The organism is Pseudomonas sp. 5P_5.1_Bac1, from assembly GCF_025466015.1.
GTDB lineage: Bacteria > Pseudomonadota > Gammaproteobacteria > Pseudomonadales > Pseudomonadaceae > Aquipseudomonas.
Genome location: NZ_JANLNX010000029.1, coordinates 1 through 19136 on the forward strand (window position 1 = coordinate 1; position 19136 = coordinate 19136).

At 62.6% G+C, this 19136-nt stretch carries 16 protein-coding genes and 1 pseudogene; 7 read left to right on the plus strand and 10 right to left on the minus strand.

The features are described 5' to 3' along the window. Nucleotides 1-30: 30 nt before the first annotated feature. The 5 genes from NTD82_RS05455 to trxA form a co-directional block, all read right to left on the minus strand. On the minus strand, nt 31-672 hold the full coding sequence (locus tag NTD82_RS05455) for a gamma-glutamylcyclotransferase (protein ID WP_262128025.1): 642 nt from the start codon (nt 670-672) through the stop codon (nt 31-33). Nucleotides 673-958: 286 nt separating this feature from the next. Further along, a complete protein-coding gene (locus tag NTD82_RS05460; RefSeq protein WP_095156442.1) occupies nt 959-1927 on the minus strand; it encodes a CDP-6-deoxy-delta-3,4-glucoseen reductase in 969 nt (322 codons plus the stop codon). Next, nucleotides 1927-3393 carry a 4-hydroxy-3-polyprenylbenzoate decarboxylase gene (ubiD, locus tag NTD82_RS05465; protein WP_095156443.1) on the minus strand — a complete coding sequence of 489 codons (1467 nt, stop codon included), beginning with the start codon at nt 3391-3393 and terminating at the stop codon, nt 1927-1929. The genes NTD82_RS05460 and ubiD overlap by 1 nt, the downstream gene beginning before the upstream one ends. A 127-nt stretch (nt 3394-3520) precedes the next feature. Next, complete coding sequence (rho, locus tag NTD82_RS05470; protein WP_095156444.1) at nt 3521-4780, minus strand: transcription termination factor Rho; 1260 nt, start codon at nt 4778-4780, stop codon at nt 3521-3523. Between the two features lie 225 nt (nt 4781-5005). Further along, nucleotides 5006-5335, minus strand: a complete 330-nt coding sequence (gene trxA, locus NTD82_RS05475) for a thioredoxin TrxA (protein ID WP_095156497.1) — start codon at nt 5333-5335, stop codon at nt 5006-5008. 238 nt (nt 5336-5573) lie between these two features. Between trxA and ppx the strand changes: the two genes are divergently transcribed. Continuing rightward, nucleotides 5574-7076, plus strand: a complete 1503-nt coding sequence (gene ppx / locus NTD82_RS05480) for an exopolyphosphatase (RefSeq protein ID WP_262128026.1) — start codon at nt 5574-5576, stop codon at nt 7074-7076. Here ppx and ppk1 read toward each other — a convergent pair. After that, entirely contained in the window at nt 7063-9288 is a 2226-nt protein-coding gene (ppk1, locus tag NTD82_RS05485) for a polyphosphate kinase 1 (RefSeq protein ID WP_095156446.1), read from the minus strand. The genes ppx and ppk1 overlap by 14 nt on opposite strands. A 19-nt stretch (nt 9289-9307) precedes the next feature. Further along, nucleotides 9308-10318 (minus strand): porphobilinogen synthase, encoded by a 1011-nt coding sequence (gene hemB, locus NTD82_RS05490; RefSeq protein WP_095156447.1) that lies wholly within the window; start codon nt 10316-10318, stop codon nt 9308-9310. Between the two features lie 208 nt (nt 10319-10526). Between hemB and NTD82_RS05495 the strand changes: the two genes are divergently transcribed. Beyond that, nucleotides 10527-11174, plus strand: coding sequence for a DedA family protein (locus NTD82_RS05495; RefSeq protein WP_175652605.1), 648 nt, complete (start codon nt 10527-10529; stop codon nt 11172-11174). Here the strand turns inward: NTD82_RS05495 and NTD82_RS05500 are convergent. Beyond that, nucleotides 11094-12302: pseudogene (locus NTD82_RS05500) on the minus strand (sterol desaturase family protein); the annotation flags it as partial. The gene NTD82_RS05495 and the pseudogene NTD82_RS05500 overlap by 81 nt on opposite strands. Nucleotides 12303-12415: 113 nt before the next feature. Here NTD82_RS05500 and elbB point away from each other — a divergent pair. Continuing rightward, on the plus strand, nt 12416-13081 hold the full coding sequence (gene elbB, locus NTD82_RS05505; RefSeq protein ID WP_262128027.1) for an isoprenoid biosynthesis glyoxalase ElbB: 666 nt from the start codon (nt 12416-12418) through the stop codon (nt 13079-13081). 30 nt (nt 13082-13111) lie between these two features. Here elbB and NTD82_RS05510 read toward each other — a convergent pair whose 3' ends face one another. Both NTD82_RS05510 and NTD82_RS05515 read right to left on the minus strand, forming a co-directional pair. Further along, the gene (locus NTD82_RS05510) at nt 13112-13573 is read right to left on the minus strand and encodes a YaiI/YqxD family protein (protein WP_095156498.1); all 462 of its coding nucleotides are present in this window, start codon (nt 13571-13573) and stop codon (nt 13112-13114) included. Nucleotides 13574-13639: 66 nt separating this feature from the next. Continuing rightward, the gene (locus NTD82_RS05515; protein ID WP_262128028.1) at nt 13640-15538 is read right to left on the minus strand and encodes a cytochrome c/FTR1 family iron permease; all 1899 of its coding nucleotides are present in this window, start codon (nt 15536-15538) and stop codon (nt 13640-13642) included. Between the two features lie 318 nt (nt 15539-15856). Between NTD82_RS05515 and NTD82_RS05520 the strand changes: the two genes are divergently transcribed. The 4 genes from NTD82_RS05520 to NTD82_RS05535 are packed head-to-tail and all read left to right on the plus strand — an operon-like array spanning nt 15857 to nt 19073. Continuing rightward, nucleotides 15857-17332 carry a COG3014 family protein gene (locus NTD82_RS05520; protein ID WP_262128029.1) on the plus strand — a complete coding sequence of 492 codons (1476 nt, stop codon included), beginning with the start codon at nt 15857-15859 and terminating at the stop codon, nt 17330-17332. Nucleotides 17333-17345: 13 nt separating this feature from the next. Beyond that, complete coding sequence (locus NTD82_RS05525; RefSeq protein ID WP_095156452.1) at nt 17346-17714, plus strand: YcfL family protein; 369 nt, start codon at nt 17346-17348, stop codon at nt 17712-17714. A gap of 21 nt (nt 17715-17735) precedes the next feature. Then, nucleotides 17736-18326: a penicillin-binding protein activator LpoB gene (gene lpoB / locus NTD82_RS05530; RefSeq protein ID WP_095156453.1), complete on the plus strand. Its 591-nt coding sequence runs from the start codon at nt 17736-17738 to the stop codon at nt 18324-18326. Between the two features lie 3 nt (nt 18327-18329). Continuing rightward, the gene (locus NTD82_RS05535) at nt 18330-19073 is read left to right on the plus strand and encodes a penicillin-binding protein activator LpoB (RefSeq protein WP_095156454.1); all 744 of its coding nucleotides are present in this window, start codon (nt 18330-18332) and stop codon (nt 19071-19073) included. Nucleotides 19074-19136 lie beyond the last annotated feature (63 nt).

Consider the following 19136-nt stretch of genomic DNA (forward strand, 5'->3'; position numbering starts at 1 on the left):
GGGGGGGGGGGGGCCCCCCCCAAGGCTCAATCACTGACCATGACAGCGCCTGTACCGCGCCTCCAGATTGCGGTCCGGCATGGCATGGCTGCGCAACGCTTCCAGGGTCTGCTCGACATAATCGCGGGTCGTGCCATAACGCCCTTTGGCGCTGGCGAGGATATGGGTGAGCAGGCTGTCCGGCAGATTCCCCGCGTAGCACGGCAGATGCCGCTCCAGCACGAACCCCAGCGCCTGCACCTTGCTGCCGTCTTCCAACCGGCAATTCAGCCAGTGCGGGCGATACGCCGGGTACGGCATCTCGCGCTGCCACAGCGCCAGCAGCGAATCCTGCAGTTTGTCTTCCGGCAACCGATAGGCGAACCCGCTGCACGAACCACCGCGGTCCAGGCCGAACACCAGCCCCGGACATTCCGGCGTGCCGCGATGCTCATGCGACCACAGGTACAGCCCGCGGTGATAACCATGAACCCGCCCGCGCCGCCGCTCGGTGGACTGGCACTCCGGGCGCCAGATCAACGAACCGTAGGCGAACAGCCAGACCGGGCCGCCTTGGTGCAGGGCCATGGTTTGCTGGACAGAGTCGAGAAGTTGCTCCCGGGACAATTGCTGACCGAAATCAAGTACCGGGGGATACGCAAGGGGAAAAGGTGCAGGTTCGATTACCGACATAGCCGCCGCCAAAGTTCCTCGTGAAATACCGAAGTACTCCACTATAGAGCCAACGCACTCAATAGACACTTACCGTACGGCAGACAACGGTTCGGAAACAAGCCCCCCGCTCGCCTAAACACCGCGAAATACGGGAGTTTCAGAAGATCGAAGGACACTATTGCAAGTGTAGCGATACTTTTTCGCGGCGCCGGCAATAATTAAAAGGCGGGCATTTGCTTATAAGCCTTACTTGGACACTCGGTTATAAACCGGCGCGTTGTTGCAACGCGCCTTATTACTCAAGTTAGCCGCGTGGGGCATAAGCGAATACATCGGCGCGCATCTGGTGCGCATCCATGCCGGCATTCACCAGGGCATCGAGGGTGGCATAGACCATGGCCGGCGAACCGCTGGCATAGACATGGATCCGCGACAGGTCGTCGAGGTCCTCGCAGACCGCCTCATGCAGCAGGCCGCAGCGCCCGTCCCAGCCACACAGGTCGCTCACGACCTTGTGCAGGAACAGGTTTGGCAGTTGCTCCCACTGCGCCCATGCGTCGATGCTGTAGAAGTCCTCGGGCCGGCGCACGCCCCAGTACAGATGCACCGGGTGCTTGAAGCCCTGCACGCGGCAATGCTCGATCAGGCTGTGCATCTGCGCCATGCCGGTGCCTGCGGCGATCAGCACCAGCGGACCTTCCGGCAATTCGGCGAGATGGGTGTCGCCAAACGGCATTTCGAGGCGGGCCATGCGAGTGCGCTGCAGTTGCGCGATCAGGTCCAGCGCGCTCTTTTCCCGCGCCAGCACGTGCATTTCCAGGTCACGGCCACCGTGCGGTGCCGACGCCAGGGAGAAGGCTGCCTTGTCGCCGCTTTCGCGCTCGATCAGCAAATACTGCCCGGCGTGGTAGCGCGGCGGTTTGCCGGCCGGGGCGCGCAGGCGCACGCGCCAGACATCGCCACCGACCTCGGTGCACTCGCTCAACTGGCACGCCAGCGTACGCACCGGCAGTTCGCCCAGGGCGAGCACGCCGTCCCAGAGCAGGATGCAGTCTTCCAGCGGTTCGGCGATGCAGGTGAACAGCTCACCGTGATCGCGTACTTCACCGTCCTGACGCACCCGGCCCTCCACCAGCAGGGCGGCACAGACGTGACAGTTGCCATTGCGGCAGCTCTGCGGGCAGTCGTAACCCAGGCGTTGTGCCGCTTCCAGAATCCTCTCTCCGGGCTTGAGCGCCAGTACGGCTCCGGACGGCTGCAAGGTTACCTGCATCAATCTATTCCCAACTGGTTCCACAGCTCATCGATCCGCTTGGTGACGGCCTCGTCCTTGACGATGACCCGGCCCCATTCGCGCGTGGTTTCGCCCGGCCACTTGTTGGTGGCGTCCAGGCCCATCTTCGAACCGAGGCCCGAGACCGGCGAGGCGAAGTCGAGGTAATCGATCGGCGTGTTCTCGATCAGCACCGTGTCGCGCTTGGGGTCCATGCGCGTGGTGATGGCCCAGATCACGTCGTTCCAGTCCCGCGCATTGACATCGTCGTCGGTGACGATAACGAACTTGGTGTACATGAACTGTCGCAAAAACGACCAGACGCCCAGCATTACCCGCTTGGCGTGCCCCGGGTACTGCTTCTTCATGGTGACCACCGCCATGCGGTAGGAGCAGCCTTCGGGTGGCAGGTAGAAGTCGGTGATTTCCGGGAACTGCTTCTGCAGGATCGGCACGAACACTTCGTTCAGCGCCACGCCGAGAATCGCCGGCTCATCCGGTGGACGGCCGGTGTAGGTGCTGTGATAGATCGGCTTGGTGCGGTGAGTGATGCGCTCGATGGTGAACACCGGGAAGCTGTCGACTTCGTTGTAATAGCCGGTGTGGTCGCCATACGGGCCTTCGGGCGCGGTTTCGCCGGGGTGGATCACGCCTTCCAGGATGATCTCGGCGGTCGCCGGCACCTGCAGGTCGCTGCCACGGCACTTCACCAGCTCGGTGCGGTTGCCCCGCAGCAGGCCGGCGAAGGCGTATTCGGAAAGGGTGTCCGGCACCGGCGTGACGGCACCGAGGATGGTCGCCGGGTCAGCGCCCAGGGCGACGGCCACCGGGAATGGCTTGCCGGGGTTCTTCTCGCACCACTCGCGGTAGTCGAGGGCACCGCCGCGGTGGCTGAGCCAGCGCATGATGACCTTGTTGCGGCCAATCACCTGCTGGCGATAGATGCCGAGGTTCTGCCGTTCCTTGTTCGGCCCGCGGGTAACGGTCAGGCCCCAGGTGATCAGCGGCGCGACGTCGCCTGGCCAGCAATGCTGGATCGGCAGCATGCCCAGGTCGACATCCTCGCCCTCGATGACCACTTCGTGGCAAGGCGCGTCCTTGACCACTTTCGGCGCCATGGCCACGACTTTCTTGAAGATCGGCAGCTTGGACCAGGCGTCCTTGAGCCCCTTCGGCGGCTCGGGCTCCTTGAGGAACGCCAGCAGCTTGCCGATTTCCCGCAGTTCGCTCACCGACTGGGCGCCCATGCCCATGGCCACCCGCTCCGGGGTGCCGAACAGGTTGCCGAGAACGGGAATGTCGTAACCGGTGGGGCGCTCGAACAACAGTGCCGGCCCCTTGGCCCGCAGTGTGCGGTCGCAGACTTCAGTCATTTCCAGGACCGGCGAAATGGGGACCTGGATGCGCTTGAGTTCTGAGCGCTGCTCCAGGCCACGGATAAAGTCGCGCAAATCGCGATACTGCATGCGTGAGCCTCGTATTGGCCGTATCGGTCGGGACGGGCAGTGTAGCGCCGAACCGGGCCAGTCAGAATAGTCCGTAAGATAGATAGCAAAAAGCCGGGTTTCCCCGGCTCTTGCCTACAGCGAGTGCTTACTTGCGCTTCATCGACAGGAAGAACTCGTCGTTGGTCTTGGTCTGCTTGAGCTTGTCGATCAAGAACTCGATGGCGGCGATTTCGTCCATCGGGTGCAGCAGCTTGCGCAGGATCCACATGCGTTGCAGTTCGTCGTCGGCGGTCAGCAGCTCTTCGCGGCGGGTGCCCGAACGGTTGATGTTGATGGCCGGGAACACACGCTTCTCGGCGATGCGACGGTCCAGAGGCAGTTCCATGTTGCCGGTGCCCTTGAACTCTTCGTAGATCACTTCGTCCATCTTCGAACCGGTTTCAACCAGCGCGGTGGCGATGATGGTCAGCGAACCGCCTTCCTCGATGTTCCGTGCGGCACCGAAGAAACGCTTCGGTTTTTCCAGCGCGTGGGCATCGACACCACCGGTCAGTACCTTGCCGGAGCTCGGGATCACGGTGTTGTAGGCGCGAGCCAGACGGGTGATGGAGTCGAGCAGGATGACCACGTCTTTCTTGTGCTCGACCAGGCGCTTGGCCTTCTCGATGACCATTTCGGCCACTTGCACGTGACGGGTTGGCGGCTCGTCGAAGGTGGAGGCAACCACTTCGCCGCGCACGGTGCGCTGCATTTCGGTCACTTCTTCCGGGCGCTCGTCGATCAGCAGAACGATCAGGTGGCACTCGGGGTTGTTGCGGGTAATGTTGGCCGCGATGTTCTGCAGCATGATGGTCTTGCCCGCTTTCGGCGGGGCGACGATCAGGCCGCGCTGGCCTTTGCCGATCGGGGCGCACAGGTCGATAACGCGACCGGTGAGGTCTTCGGTGGAACCGTTGCCGGCTTCCATCTTCAGGCGCTTGTTGGGGAACAGCGGCGTCAGGTTTTCGAACAGGATCTTGTTCTTCGCGTTTTCAGGACGGTCGAAGTTGATGGTGTCGACCTTGAGCAGTGCGAAGTAACGCTCGCCTTCTTTTGGCGGCCGGATCTTGCCGACGATGGTGTCGCCGGTGCGCAGGTTGAAGCGACGGATCTGGCTTGGCGAGACGTAGATGTCGTCTGGGCCGGCCAGGTAGGAAGAATCCGCCGAACGCAGGAAGCCGAAGCCGTCCTGGAGAATCTCCAGCACGCCGTCACCGGAAATTTCCTCGCCGCTTTTCGCGTGCTTCTTCAACAGGGAGAAAATCACATCCTGCTTGCGCGAACGGGCCATATTTTCTATGCCCATCTGTTCGGCCATTTCTAGCAGATCGGTAATCGGCTTTTGCTTGAGTTCAGTCAGGTTCATAAGGGGATTGAGGTAATCATGTAAGAAGGGAGATTAAGCATCTGGCTTAATGAGGCCGCGCCGCAGAGAAGGCGACAGGATCGCGCACAAGTTCGAATTGGAAGGCGGCGGCGGTGTGCAGGGGGCATTGAAGAAACAATGCGAGGCCGAATTTAACACCTGCTTTTTCTGGCGTCTAGTCACCAGAATGAGAAAAGCCCCGACAAATGCGGGGCTTTTACAGACTCAGATATTGGCGTCGATGAACGCTTGCAACTGAGATTTCGACAGGGCGCCGACCTTGGTGGCTGCGACCTGGCCGTCCTTGAACAGCATCAGGGTCGGGATACCCCGAACGCCGTGCTTGCCCGGAGTATCCGGGTTTGAGTCGATGTTCAGCTTGGCGATGGTCAGCTTGCCGTTGTAATCCTCGGCGATAGCGTCCAGGACCGGAGCGATCATTTTGCAAGGACCGCACCACTCAGCCCAGTAGTCGACCAGTACAGGGCCCTGGGCCTGCAGTACGTCGGCCTCGAAACTGGCGTCGGTAACGTGTTTGATAAGATCGCTGCTCATGGAAATCTCCAGGTTCGGAAGCAAAAAACGTTGCCCATCATAACGGCCCTCTCTGCCGACAGGAAGCCGCCAGCGATTGAGTCTGTCTATGGTAGTTCATGATCTTGCGTATCGACCGTCACACAAAAGACACAATTCCTACGCGAAACTGCGCCATATCAAGCCTTGCACTGCTCCGCGTTGGCGTAAACCGACTATCGTGGCAGGATTGCCGGGTTAACGACCGAGAAGCCATCACATGCCGCATTCCACTGCCAAGAACCTTTCCCTGATCGCCGCCATTGACCTTGGCTCCAACAGCTTCCATATGGTTGTAGCCAAAGCCCATCACAGCGAAATCCGTATCCTTGAGCGGCTCGGCGAGAAGGTTCAACTGGCGGCTGGCATCAATGAAGAGCGCCAGCTCAACGAAGAATCCATGCAGCGCGGCCTCGACTGCCTCAAGCGCTTCGCCCAACTGATCAACGGCATGCCCCAGGGCTCGGTGCGCATCGTCGGCACCAACGCACTGCGCGAAGCGCGCAACCGCGGCGAGTTCATCCGCCGCGCCGAAGAAATCCTCGGCCATCCGGTGGAAGTGATTTCCGGTCGCGAGGAAGCCCGCCTCATTTATCTGGGTGTTTCCCACACCCTCGCCGACACCCCCGGCAAGCGCCTGGTCGCCGACATCGGCGGCGGCAGTACCGAGTTCATCATCGGCCAGCGCTTCGAACCGCTGCTGCGCGAAAGCCTGCAAATGGGCTGTGTCAGCTTCACCCAGCGTTATTTCCGCGACGGCAAGATCACCCCGGCACGCTACGCCCAGGCCTACACCGCGGCGCGCCTGGAGCTGATGAGCATCGAAACCGCCCTGCACCGCCTGGGCTGGGATGAAGCCATCGGGTCGTCCGGCACCATCCGCGCCATTGGCCTGGCCATCAAGGCCGGCGGCCTGGGCAACGGTGAAGTCAACGCCGAAGGCCTGGCCTGGCTCAAGCGCAAGCTGTTCAAGCTGGGCGAAATCGAGAAGATCGACTTCGACGGCGTCAAACCTGACCGTCGGGCGATCTTCCCGGCAGGCCTGGCGATCCTCGAAGCGATTTTCGACGCCCTCGAACTGCAACGCATGGACCACTGCGACGGCGCCCTGCGCGAAGGCGTGCTCTATGACCTGCTCGGCCGCCACCATCACGAAGACGTGCGCGAGCGCACCCTCAGTTCGCTGATGGAGCGCTACCACGTCGATCAGGGCCAGGTTGCCCGGGTCGAGCGCAAGGCGCTGCACGCCTTCGACCAGGTAGCCGCGGCGTGGGATCTGCAAGACGGTATCTGGCGTGAACTGCTGGGCTGGGCGGCCAAGGTGCATGAGGTGGGCCTGGATATCGCCCACTATCACTACCACAAGCACGGCGCCTACCTGATCGAACACTCCGACCTGGCCGGTTTCTCCCGCGAAGACCAGCAAATGCTGGCCCTGCTGGTGCGTGGCCACCGCCGCAACATTCCCAAGGACAAGTTCGCCGACTTCGGCGACGAAGGCGTGAAGCTCATTCGCCTGTGCGTACTGCTGCGCTTCGCCATCCTGTTCCACCACATCCGCGGCACCCAACAGATGCCAAAGGTGGAACTGCACGCCAATGGCGACAGCCTGGCCATCGCATTCCCGGATAACTGGCTGGAAGAGAACCAGTTGACCCGGGCCGACTTCGAACAGGAAGCCGAGTGGTTGGCCCGGGTCGGTTTCGTCCTCAGCGTACGATAAGCACCGGATTGCTCAGGCGCTCGAGCAGAGTCGCCTGAACACTGCGCGGGTTCTGGTTGCCGGTCGGCGTGCTGCGTACGTAGCGGCCGTCCGGTTGCAGGATCCACGAGTGGGTGTTGTCGGTCAGGTACCCTTCCAGCTCTTTCTTCACCCGTAGCAGCAGTTTCTTGCCATCGACCGGGAAGCAAGTCTCGACGCGCTTGTCGAGGTTGCGCTCCATCCAGTCGGCGCTGGACAGGAAGATCTGCTCCTCGCCGCCATTGAGGAAGTAGAACACCCGAGTGTGCTCCAGGAAGCGGCCGATGATCGAGCGCACGTGGATGTTGTGCGAGACGCCGGCGATGCCCGGACGCAGGCAGCACATGCCACGTACCACCAGATCAATGCGCACGCCCGACTGGCTGGCCTTGTACAGCGCGCGGATGATCTTCGGGTCGGTCAGCGAGTTGAACTTGGCGATGATGTGCGCCGGCTTGCCTTCCACGGCGAACTGGGTTTCCCGCGCGATCATGTCGAGCATGCCTTTCTTCAGGGTGAAAGGCGCGTGCAGCAGCTTTTTCATGCGCAGGGTCTTGCCCATGCCGATCAACTGGCTGAACAACTTGCCGACGTCCTCGCAAAGCGCATCGTCGGAAGTCAGCAGGCTGTAGTCGGTATACAGGCGGGCGTTGCCGGCGTGGTAGTTGCCGGTCCCCAGGTGCGCGTAGCGGACGATCTCGCCGGCTTCGCGACGCAGGATCAACATCATCTTGGCGTGGGTCTTGAAGCCGACCACACCGTAGATCACCACGGCACCAGCGGCCTGCAGGCGGCTGGCCATCTGCAGGTTGGACTCTTCGTCGAAGCGCGCGCGCAATTCGATCACCGCGGTGACCTCCTTGCCGTTACGCGCCGCGTCCACCAGCGCATCGACGATTTCCGAGTTGGCGCCGCTGCGGTAGAGGGTCTGGCGTACGGCCAGGACGTGCGGGTCCTTGGCGGCCTGGCGCAGCATGTCCACGACCGGGGTGAACGACTCGAACGGGTGCATCAGCAGGATGTCCTGCTTGCTCACCACGCTGAAAATGTTCTCGCTGTTCTGCAACAGCTTGGGAATGGCCGGCGTGAACGGGAGGTATTGCAGCTCCGGATGGCTGTCCAGGCCGGTGATGCTGAACAGGCGGGTCAGGTTGACCGGCCCATTGACCTGATACAGCTCGCTCTCGCTCAGGCTGAACTGCTTGAGCAGGTAGTCGGACAGGTGTTTCGGGCAAGTGTCGGCGACCTCGAGACGCACCGCGTCACCGTAGCGACGGGAGAACAGCTCGCCGCGCAGGGCGCGGGCCAGGTCTTCGACATCTTCGGAGTCCAGCGCCAGGTCGGCGTTACGGGTCAGGCGGAACTGGTAGCAGCCCTTGACCTTCATGCCCTGGAACAGGTCATCGGCGTGCGCGTGGATCATCGACGAAAGGAATACATAGTTGTCGCCAGGACCACCGACGTCTTCCGGCACCCGGATAACCCGCGGCAGCAGACGCGGCGCCGGGATAATCGCCAGGCCCGAGTCGCGGCCGAAGGCATCGATACCTTCCAGCTCGACGATGAAGTTCAGGCTCTTGTTCACCAGCAGCGGGAACGGGTGAGTCGGGTCGAGGCCGATCGGTGTGATGATCGGCGCGATCTCGTCGCGGAAGAAGCGGCGCACCCAGGTCTTGAGCTTGGTCGTCCAGTGACGGCGACGGATGAAGCGGATCTGGTGCTTTTCCAGTTCCGGCAGCAGCACTTCGTTGAGAATCGCGTACTGGCGCTGCACTTCGTGGTGCACCAGGTCGCTGATCCGCGCCAGTGCCTGGTGCGGCTGCAGGCCGTCGGCGCCGGCCTGCTCGCGAGCGAAGGTGATCTGCTTTTTCAGGCCCGCAACACGAATCTCGAAGAACTCATCCAGGTTGCTGGAGAAGATCAGCAGAAACTTCAGCCGCTCCAGCAGGGGATAGGACTCATCCAGCGCCTGTTCCAGCACGCGGATGTTGAACTGCAATTGCGACAGTTCGCGATGGATGTAAAGGCTGCTGTCATCCAGGCCCGGTACCGCGACAGCGGGTGCCGGAGCAACCGCCGGCGCCTCCGCCGGGGGAGCCGCGACCACCTCGGGTTCTGGCGGGGTTTCCAGCAGTTGCTCGGGAGCGACTGGTTCATCCTTAACAGCGTCTTCGATCAGTGCTTCGTTATTCATCTTGCGTTCCTGAAGGGCGTTACTGCCCTCTCATCAATTGTGCGGCGCGTACAGCGAAGTAAGTCAGGATGCCGTCGGCGCCCGCTCGTTTGAAAGCGGTGAGCGATTCGAGAATGACGCCCTCGGAGAGCCAGCCATTCTGGATCGCAGCCATGTGCATCGCGTACTCGCCACTGACCTGGTAAACGAAGGTCGGCACCTTGAACTCGTCCTTGACCCGCTGAAGGATATCCAGATATGGCATGCCTGGCTTGACCATGACCATATCGGCGCCTTCGGAGAGGTCGGCTGCCACTTCGTGCAGCGCCTCATTGGTGTTGGCCGGATCCATCTGGTACGAGGCCTTGTTGGCCTTGCCCAGATTGAGCGCCGAGCCCACCGCATCGCGGAACGGACCATAGTAAGCGCTGGCGTACTTGGCCGAGTAGGCCATGATGCGCACGTTGACGTGCCCGGCCAGCTCCAGGGCTTCACGGATGGCCTGGATGCGGCCGTCCATCATGTCCGACGGAGCGACCACCTGGGCGCCGGCTTCGGCGTGGGACAGGGCCTGGCGGACCAGTGCATCGACGGTGATGTCGTTCTGCACATAGCCTTCTTCATCAAGGATGCCGTCCTGACCGTGGGTGGTGAACGGGTCAAGCGCGACGTCGGTAATCACGCCCAGTTCCGGGAAGCGTGCACGCAGGGCGCGGGTAGCGCGCTGGGCAATGCCTTCGGGGTTCCAGGCTTCGGCGCCATCGAGGGATTTGTTTTCCGACGGGGTCACCGGGAACAGTGCCAGCGCCGGAATACCCAGCTCGACCCACTCCGCCGCCGCTTCCAGCAGCAGGTCGATGCTCAGGCGTTCGACGCCCGGCATGGAGGCCACTTCCTCGCGGCGGTTTTCACCATCCAGCACGAATACCGGCAGGATCAGGTCATCGACAGTCAGGACGTTCTCGCGAACCAGACGACGGGAAAAGTCATCACGACGGTTGCGACGCAGGCGGGTAGCGGGGAACAGACGATTGGCAGGGGTAAAGCTCACGGCAGACTCCTGAGCCCGCGCGGACAGGCGGGCGCGACAGTTATAAGCGGCCATTATGACGCTTGTGTGACAGGCGGGGACAACCCTGCGACCTACAGACGCAGGCATTGTCCCTTGTAGGAATTGTTCACGTCGAGACACATTTGGACACTTTCCCCCAAGCGCTCGAAGGGGTAGGCTGCGCGTTCATTTCGCCAGCATCCAGAAAATGCTTCAAGAATTCCTGCAAGATTTCGGCTACTTTGCCCTTTTTCTAGGTACGTTTTTTGAAGGCGAGACCATCCTGGTACTGGCCGGATTCCTTGCGTTCCGCGGATACATGGACATCAACCTGGTGGTGCTGGTGGCGTTCTTCGGCAGCTATGCCGGCGATCAGCTCTGGTACTTCATGGGCCGTCGTCATGGGCGCAAGTTGCTGGCACGCAAACCGCGCTGGCAGTTGATGGGCGACCGGGCGCTTGAGCACATCCGCCGCCACCCGGACATCTGGGTGCTGAGTTTCCGCTTCGTCTACGGCCTGCGTACCGTGATGCCGGTGGCCATCGGCCTGTCCGGTTATCCACCGCGCCGCTACCTGTTGCTCAATGGCATCGGCGCGGCGGTCTGGGCGTTGGCCCTGGGTGCCGCCGCCTACCACTTCGGCGCGATTCTCGAAGGCCTGCTGGGCAACGTGAAGAAGTACGAACTATGGGTGCTCGGCGGCCTGCTGGTGCTCGGCGCCCTGCTGTGGCTGCGCCGCCGGTTCAAGGCCGCGCGCATTGCCAAACAGGAAGCGGCGGCTCAAGTACAGGCCGATCAGGCTGAGCAGGCTGTAACCGAGCAGCGCGACCCACCCCAGGGCGGTGACCGGCCCTAGACCGGTCACACCGGCCAGCGCATAGGCCGGCAGGTTCAGCCCCAGCCGCGTCAGTTCCAGACGCCGTGCCCAGGGACGGTTCTCCAGCGCCGTCCCCAACACAAACAATCCAAACGCCATCACTCCCCAGCCCAGCAGCAATGCTGCCAGCGGCAAGCGCCCGCCTGCGTTCATCAGATAGCTGCCCAGCGCCACATAGGCCGCGAATTGCAGCAACACGTAAAGCTGCTGCGCCCCACCCAGTGGCACCTCGAACTTGCGGAAATTCGTCAGATCCTGCTTCGCCTGTGGATAACGTTGCGCCACATCGGCCGGGCGCCAGCCGGTGGGCATGAACCAGATTCGCAGCTTGTCCCACCAGCGCCCGGTGCGTCGCGCATCGGCCCAGAGTTGGGCGTAGAACTGCAGATTGGCCCACAGTGGATTCCAGCTCGCCAGCGGCGTGGTCACCCCGAAAATCACGGGCTCGTTATCGTCTTCTTCGAGGAAGGTGCCGAACAGCCGGTCCCAGAGAATGAACACGCCCCCGTAGTTGCGATCTATGTAGATAGGATTCTGCGCATGGTGGACGCGATGATTGGACGGCGTGACGAACAGCCACTCATACCAGCCAAGCTTGGGAATGTGCCGGGTATGCACCCAGAACTGATACAGCAGGTTCAGCGCGCCGACGCTGACGAACACCAGCAGCGGCACGCCCAGCACCGCCAGCGGCAGGTAGAAGATCCACGACAGCAGAAAGCCGGTGCTGGTCTGACGCAGCGCGGTAGAAAGGTTGTAGTCCTCGCTCTGGTGATGCACCGAATGCGCGGCCCAGAGAATGTTGCGCTCGTGGCCGAAGCGATGCAGCCAGTAGTAGCAGAAGTCATAGGCGATGAACGCCAGCACCCACACCCACCAGGCATTCGCCGGCAACTCGAACAGCGCCAGGTGCTCCAGGGCAATGGCGTAGCTGACCAGCCCGACACCCTTGGTCAACAACCCCGTGGTGGTCGACAACACCCCCGCACTCAGGCTGTTGACGGCATCCGCCAACCGATAATTGCTCACGCCGCGCCAGCGGTCAGCCAGCAGTTCGACCGCGATCAAGACGAAGAAAAACGGCACGGCAAGCAGGATGAAGTCCATGGCGAGTCCATTTTCTGGCAATGGATCAAGATTAGGCCCGCAATGCGGGAATCCCTATGGCGACAACTGCCAAATTAGACGACATTTAGCGCCTCGAATCGGGAGTAGAAAGCATGACCAAAAAAGTTGCTGTGATTCTGTCAGGCTGCGGCGTCTACGACGGCGCGGAAATCCATGAAAGCGTCATCACCCTGCTGCGCCTCGACCAGCGCGGCGCCCAGGTGCAGTGCTTCGCGCCGAACATCGCGCAACTGCACGTGATCAACCACCTCACCGGCGAGGAAATGCCCGAGTCGCGCAATGTGCTGGTGGAGTCCGCGCGGATCGCCCGCGGCAATATCAAGGACCTGCGCGAAGCCGATGCCAACGACTTCGACGCGTTGATCGTGCCGGGTGGCTTCGGCACCGCGAAAAACCTTTCCAACCTGCTTCTTGAAGGCGCCAACTGCACCGTGCACCCGGATGTCCTGGCCCTGGCCGAAGCATTCGCCGAAGCCGGCAAGCCGGTAGGCCTGATCTGCATCTCGCCGGCACTGGCGGCGAAGATCTACGGCCCGGGCGTGGTCTGCACCATCGGCAACGATGCCGAGATCAGTGCAGCCATCGTCAAGATGGGCGGAACTCACGAAGAATGCGATGTGCATGGCATCGTCGAAGACACCGCGCGCAAGCTGGTCACCACCCCGGCCTATATGCTCGCCCAGTCCATCAGCGACGCCGCCGGCGGTATCTACAAGCTGGTCGACCGCGTGCTGGAACTGACCCACGAAGGTGAGTGACCGCCGCTAGCCGGGCTGACGGCTCGGGCCTCAGCCCGGAAACTGCCGCGCCAGCCGCGTCAGGATGCGGTCTAGTGAATTGGCGAACGCCTGCTTTTCGCGTTCGCCATAAGGCGCCTGGCCGCCGCCGACCTGGCCCTGTTCACGCAGGTCGGTGAACAGGTTGCGCACCGCCAGCCGCTCGCCCATGTTGCGCTCATCGAACTCGCGGCCACGCGGATCGAGGGCAGCGACGCCCTTCTTCACCAGGCGGTCGGCCAGCGGCACATCGCTGCAGATCACCAGTTCGCCGGGGACCGCGTGTTCCACCAGGTAATCATCGGCGGCATCCGGCCCGCTCGGCACCACGATCAGCTTTACGCAGGCGAAAGGCGGCTTGGCCTGGGGCCCGCCGGCCACCATCACCACTTCAAATTGACGCTTGAGCGCGAATTTAACGATCTGATCCTTCGCGGCCTTGGGGCAGGCGTCGGCATCGATCCAGATACGCATCATTGAGTTATCCACAGCGAGACGAAACAGGCGGGCAGTATCCCCGCTCGCCCGCCCCGCTTCAAATCAATGCGCCGAAACGCGGCGCCGCTCGCTGAACCAACTGCGCCCATACAGCACCGCGATCGCCAGCAGGGCCGCGACCTGGGCGGCCAGCGAATAGGCGTCGGCATGGATACCCAGCCAGTCGAAGTCGAAGAACGGCACCGGCCGGGTGCCGAAGATCCCGGCTTCCTGCAGCGCCTTGACGCCATGCCCGGCGAACACCACCGACAGCGCGCACAGCAGCGCCGCGTTGATGCTGAAGAACAGCGACAGCGGCAACTTGGCCGAGCCACGCAGGATCACCCACGCCAGACCCACCAACAGCACCAGCGCCGTGGCGCCACCCGCCAGCACCGCCTGATGCCCGGCCGGACCGGCCTGCAACCAGAGGGTTTCGTAGAACAGGATCACCTCGAACAGCTCGCGGTACACCGAGAAGAACGCCAGCATGGCGAAGCCGAAGCGACCGCCGCCGCCGACCAGGCTGCTCTTGATGTAGTCCTGCCAGGCCGCGGCATGCCGACGGTCGTGCATCCACACGCCGAGCCAGAGCACCATCACGCAGGCGAACAGCGCCGTGCAGCCTTCGAGCAGTTCGCGCTGCGCGCCGCCCACATCGATCACATACGCAGCCAGCGCCCAGGTGCCGAAGCCCGCCAGCAACGCCAGTCCCCAACCGATGTTGACGCTGCGCACCGCCGCCTGCTGCCCGGTGTTGCGCAGAAACGCGAGGATGGCCGCCAGAACGAGGATCGCCTCCAGCCCTTCGCGCAACAGAATCAGCAAGCCGGAGATATAACTCAGCGACCAGCTCAGGCCATCACTGCCCAGCAGACCGGCGCACACCTTCAGCTTGGCCTTGGCGTCGGCCAGACGCTGGCTGACCTGCTCCAGCGGCAGGCCGTCCTGAAGCGACTGACGGTAAGCCATCAGGGCTTTTTCGGTGTCTTTGCGCACGGTGCTGTCGACGTTGTCGAGCGAGCTTTCCACCAGTTCGAAGCCTTCCAGATAAGCCGCTACCGACAAGTCGTAGGCTTGCTCGTGGTCGCCGCGCTGGTAGGCCGCCAGACTCTGGTCGAGGGTGGTGGCGGTGTAGTCGAGCAACTGCCCCGGACCGCGCTGGACCTGAGGCGGCTTGGCGCGCTGGGCACGGAAAGCGGGCAGCGCTTGTGCGCCCTGGGCTGCTTCGATTTCAGCCGGGGTCTGACGCGCCAGGTCGGCGAGGTTGAACGGTTTGTCGCTGACGGCCTTGGCCGGGTCGGCACTGAAACCGGCGATGTAGGTGGCCAGGTCCCAGCGCTGGCGCTCGTCGAGCTGGTCGGCGAAGGACGGCATGTCGGTGCCTTCGATGCCCAGGCCGAGGGTGTTGTACAGATCGAACAGGCTCAGCCGGTCGAGGCGCGCGACATCCCGCAGGTTGGCGGGCGGCGGCTCCAGGCCGAGGCCCGCGGGGCCATCGCCGGCACCGCTGTCGCCGTGGCACACCGAGCAGTGCTGGGCATAGAGCGGCGCGCCGCGCGTCGGGTCGGGGGTGATGACCGGGGCCTGGCTGACTTCATACGCCAGCGCCAGCTCGGCGCCCAATTGCCGGGCCTGACGCGCCACGCTGGCGCCATCCTGATGTTCACTGATGGCCTGGCGCAGCTTGCTGACGCCGTCCCGCAACGCCTGGCGCTGAGGCCGCTCCGGCAGGTCGGCGAGCAACCCTTGCAGGACCCCGAGGAACTCCAGTTGCTCGGCGTACTCGGCCTTGTCCACCACGTTGCCGGACTGCACCGTGGCCGGGTAATCCGCGCCGATGTAATCCAGCAGGTGCAGCGCCTTCGCCGCCCCCTCGACAGGTTCAGCCAGTGCCGCGGCACTGCCCAGGGCCAGCACTGGCCACAGCAGCCAGGCGAACAAGCGGGAGCGGGAAATCATGGGGCCAGTCTCGGACGGTAGCGATGAGGCGAATATTGTTCACCGCCGTCCAGGCGGGCTCAAGGCGAATCGTAAAAATTAGCAACAATTTCATTAATTGCCCTTCGGAGTGCGGCGGAAGTTACCGTTCATCGGGCACTTCGGAGATAATGGCACGCGTGCTGGCACTCACCTTCGGTAACAATCCGCACGTCTTGGAGTAACGAAGTCCGCCCCTATACTGCGCGCCTTCCGTTATGCCCTCACGGAATCAAAGAACAATTCAAAAGCACTTTTCGGCCTTCCGAAAGACCCCAACCTCTGTTCAGGGAAGAAGCAATGAAGTCCCGTGTCTTCACGTTTGCCGCGCTTTTCGTGGCACTCCAGCTGACAGGCTGCTCTGTGTTCCGCAGCTACGACAGCGAACTCCAGGAAACCAACCAGCACCTGAGCAGCGGCAACATCGATGCCGCCCTGGCCGTGCTGGAGAAAAACAACACCGGTGAAGACAAGGATCTTCTCTACTACTTCGAAAAAGGCGAGTTGCTGCGCTCCAAGGGCGACCTGACCGGCAGCCAGTTGGCCTGGCGCGAGGCCGATGGGCTGGTGTTCAAATGGGAAGAGTCGGTCAAGCTCGACACCGAGAAATACCTGAGCCAGTTCGGCAGCTACCTGGTCAACGACAAGGTTCGCCGCTACGAAGGCTATGACTATGAAAAAGTCATGCTGACCACCCAAATGGCCCTGAACCTGCTCGCGCAGAACGACTTCGACGGCGCCCGCACCGAAATCAAGAAGACCCACGAGCGCGAGGCGGTGATCGCCGAGTTGCGCGACAAGGAATACCTCAAGCGCGAAGAAGAAGCCGAGAAGGAAGGCGTCACGACCGAGTACAAGGACCTGCGCGGCTACCCGGTCGCCGCCCTTGATGCGCCCGAAGTCATCGGCCTGAAAAACAGCTACCAGAGCGCCTTCAGCCATTACCTGTCCGGCTTCGTCTACGAGGCGCTGGGCGAACAGGGCCTGGCCGCGCCGGGTTATCGCAAGGCGGCGGAGTTGCTGCCCAACACGCCGCTGCTGGAACAGGCCCTGCTCGACCTCGACAAGGACACCAACCACGACAGCGAACCCACCCCTGTCGCCAGCAAGAACAAGGGCAAGCGCAAAGGCAAAGCCAAAGAAGTCGTCGTGGAAAAACCCAAGAGCCAGGACAGCGACGTGCTGATCGTGGTCCAGAGCGGCCTGGCGCCAGCCCGCGACTCGATCCGCATCCCGTTGCCGCTGGTGATCAGCGGCAATCTGGTGATCACCCCGCTGTCGTTCCCGATCATCCGCGAAGACACATCCACCGCCCATGTCGGCCAGGTCACGCTGGACGACAAGTCGCTGTCGCTGACCACGCTCAACAGCACTTCGGCCATGTCTCGTCGGGCCTTGCGCGACGACATGCCGGGCATCATCCTGCGCACCAGCGTGCGCGCCGTCACCCGCGCGGTGGCGCAGAAGCAGATCAACGACGTCAACCCGCTGGCCGGCCTGGCCGTGGGCATCGCCTCCGCCATCACCGAAGGCGCTGACACCCGCACCTGGCGCACCCTGCCCAACGAAACCCTGGTTGCCCGTGTGCGCCTGAGTCCGGGCGAGCACCAGTTGAGCCTGCCGTCAGGCTTGGGCGGCAGCAAGATCGTGGTGAAAGTCGACCGTCCTTATCAGGTCGTTTCGCTGCGCGTCGTTGGCAACCAGGTCTTCGCCGCCGGCTCCGCCAGGCTCCTCACACCTCCGGCTCCGGCAGCCGCCGTCGCCACCCTCAAGTAACCCAAGGACTGTCATGCGCTTCAAACTCGCCATCGCCCTCGCCACCGCCCTGCTGGCCGGTTGCGCCACACCGCCGCCCGCTCCCGGCAGCGCCGCCAGCAAAGTCGTGGTCATGGGCAAGCTGAAGAACATCGAGACCGGCCCGATGCGGGTCGCCCGCGAGAACGGCTTTCTCACCGTCAAGGTCGCGCTGAACAACACCAGCGGCAGCAACAAGACCCTCTTCTATCGCTTCGCCTGGCTGGGCAACGACGGCTTCCCCGTCGCCGACGAGGAAAGCTGGAAGACCCTGACCCTGTACGGTTCGCAATCCAGCGTCTTGCCAGCGATTGCGCCGGTTCCCCAGGCCACCGATTTCCGCCTCGAAGTCCAGTCTCAGTAATTTTTTTCCGGAGTTTTCTACATGAAGTTTGTCCAGCTTTCCCTGCTCGCCGCCGTCGTTGCCCTGGCCAGCGGCTGCTCGTCGCCCTCCCCGGTGCTGGGCGGCAAGAACATCAGCTACGGCGACAGCAAGGCCGTCGAACTGGTGACCAATGAATTCGGTTCCACCGACCTGCAAATGATCGCCGAAACCATGACCCGCTCCCTGGCCCAGTCCGGCGTGCTGCAAGGTCGTCCGGTGGTTCAGGTCTACGACGTGAAGAACAAGACCAGCGAGTACATCGATACCCGCGAGATCACCACCTCGATCAAGACCCAGCTGATGAAGTCCGGCACCGCCCGCTTCGCCAGCGACAACAACCAGATGCAGAGCCAGGTCGACCAGCTCAAGCTGCAGAACCAGAGCGGCCTGTACAAGAAAAACACCGTCGCCAAGACCGGCAACATGATCGCCGCCAAATACCGCCTGGAAGGCTCGATCAGCTCGATCGTCAAGCGCAGCGAGGACTACAAGGACGTCTTCTACAAATTCAGCCTGCAACTGATCGACGTCGAAAGCGGCCTGGCCGAGTGGATGGACGAGAAAGAAATCCGCAAGACCACGGAGCGATAAGCAATGCGCGCATGGATGGGAATTCTGGGCCTGGCCTGCGCCTTTGGCGTACAGGCGGCCCCCAAGGTGGCGGTCACCGATCTGGCGTATCAGGAGCGTGTGGAGCAGTACATCCACATCGTTTCTGCGCAGAACAGTTCGCAGGCAAGCATGTATAGCGCCAGCGGCTCGTCGAACTACAACGAGTTCGAGAGCAGCCAGAGCTACATCGAGCAGACCGAACTGCGCAAGTTCAGCGGCGACATCAAGGGCGAGATCATCAAGTCCGGGATGTTCCAGTTGGTGCAGGGCACGCCCTACACCGCCGACGCCAAGGGTGACGTCTACGACATCATCAAGCGCATCAAGGCCGGCCACTTCAAGGGCGCGGACTATGTGCTGTTCGGCACCTTGTCGGATGTCGACTTCGAGCAGGACACCAACGCCATCGACAACACCAACAGCTACTCGGCGGTGTTGGGCCTGACCCTGGTGGCCGACTTCAGCCTGATCAACACCCGCACCTACGAAATCACCTCGGCGTTCACCGCCATGGGTGAAGGCCAGCAAACCAAGCTGGTCAACGGTCGCGACGCGAAGATCAGCCTGAGCCGGCCGAAGGTGGTGCGTGAAGTGTCGAAAGAGCTGGGCATCGATGTCGCCCGGCAACTGGCCGAGCAGTTGGGCGGCCCGGTACCGGGGCAACCGCGTGCTTACCCAGGCGGCAACAACCTGCCACCGGATGAGCCGGCGCAGATTCTGCGCTGAAGCCGGAGACGGCAAAGAGACACGGGGTCCTTCGCGAGCAAGCTCGCTCCTACAGGCGCGCCG

Coding starts and splice junctions, on each gene's coding strand:
- NTD82_RS05455 (WP_262128025.1), bottom strand. CDS start 672: ATGTCGGTAATCGAACCTGCACCTTTTCCCCTTGCGTATCCCCCGGTA.
- NTD82_RS05460 (WP_095156442.1), bottom strand. CDS start 1,927: ATGCAGGTAACCTTGCAGCCGTCCGGAGCCGTACTGGCGCTCAAGCCC.
- ubiD (WP_095156443.1), bottom strand. CDS start 3,393: ATGCAGTATCGCGATTTGCGCGACTTTATCCGTGGCCTGGAGCAGCGC.
- rho (WP_095156444.1), bottom strand. CDS start 4,780: ATGAACCTGACTGAACTCAAGCAAAAGCCGATTACCGATCTGCTAGAA.
- trxA (WP_095156497.1), bottom strand. CDS start 5,335: ATGAGCAGCGATCTTATCAAACACGTTACCGACGCCAGTTTCGAGGCC.
- ppx (WP_262128026.1), top strand. CDS start 5,574: ATGCCGCATTCCACTGCCAAGAACCTTTCCCTGATCGCCGCCATTGAC.
- ppk1 (WP_095156446.1), bottom strand. CDS start 9,288: ATGAATAACGAAGCACTGATCGAAGACGCTGTTAAGGATGAACCAGTC.
- NTD82_RS05495 (WP_175652605.1), top strand. CDS start 10,527: ATGCTTCAAGAATTCCTGCAAGATTTCGGCTACTTTGCCCTTTTTCTA.
- elbB (WP_262128027.1), top strand. CDS start 12,416: ATGACCAAAAAAGTTGCTGTGATTCTGTCAGGCTGCGGCGTCTACGAC.
- NTD82_RS05510 (WP_095156498.1), bottom strand. CDS start 13,573: ATGCGTATCTGGATCGATGCCGACGCCTGCCCCAAGGCCGCGAAGGAT.
- NTD82_RS05515 (WP_262128028.1), bottom strand. CDS start 15,538: ATGATTTCCCGCTCCCGCTTGTTCGCCTGGCTGCTGTGGCCAGTGCTG.
- NTD82_RS05520 (WP_262128029.1), top strand. CDS start 15,857: ATGAAGTCCCGTGTCTTCACGTTTGCCGCGCTTTTCGTGGCACTCCAG.
- NTD82_RS05525 (WP_095156452.1), top strand. CDS start 17,346: ATGCGCTTCAAACTCGCCATCGCCCTCGCCACCGCCCTGCTGGCCGGT.
- lpoB (WP_095156453.1), top strand. CDS start 17,736: ATGAAGTTTGTCCAGCTTTCCCTGCTCGCCGCCGTCGTTGCCCTGGCC.
- NTD82_RS05535 (WP_095156454.1), top strand. CDS start 18,330: ATGCGCGCATGGATGGGAATTCTGGGCCTGGCCTGCGCCTTTGGCGTA.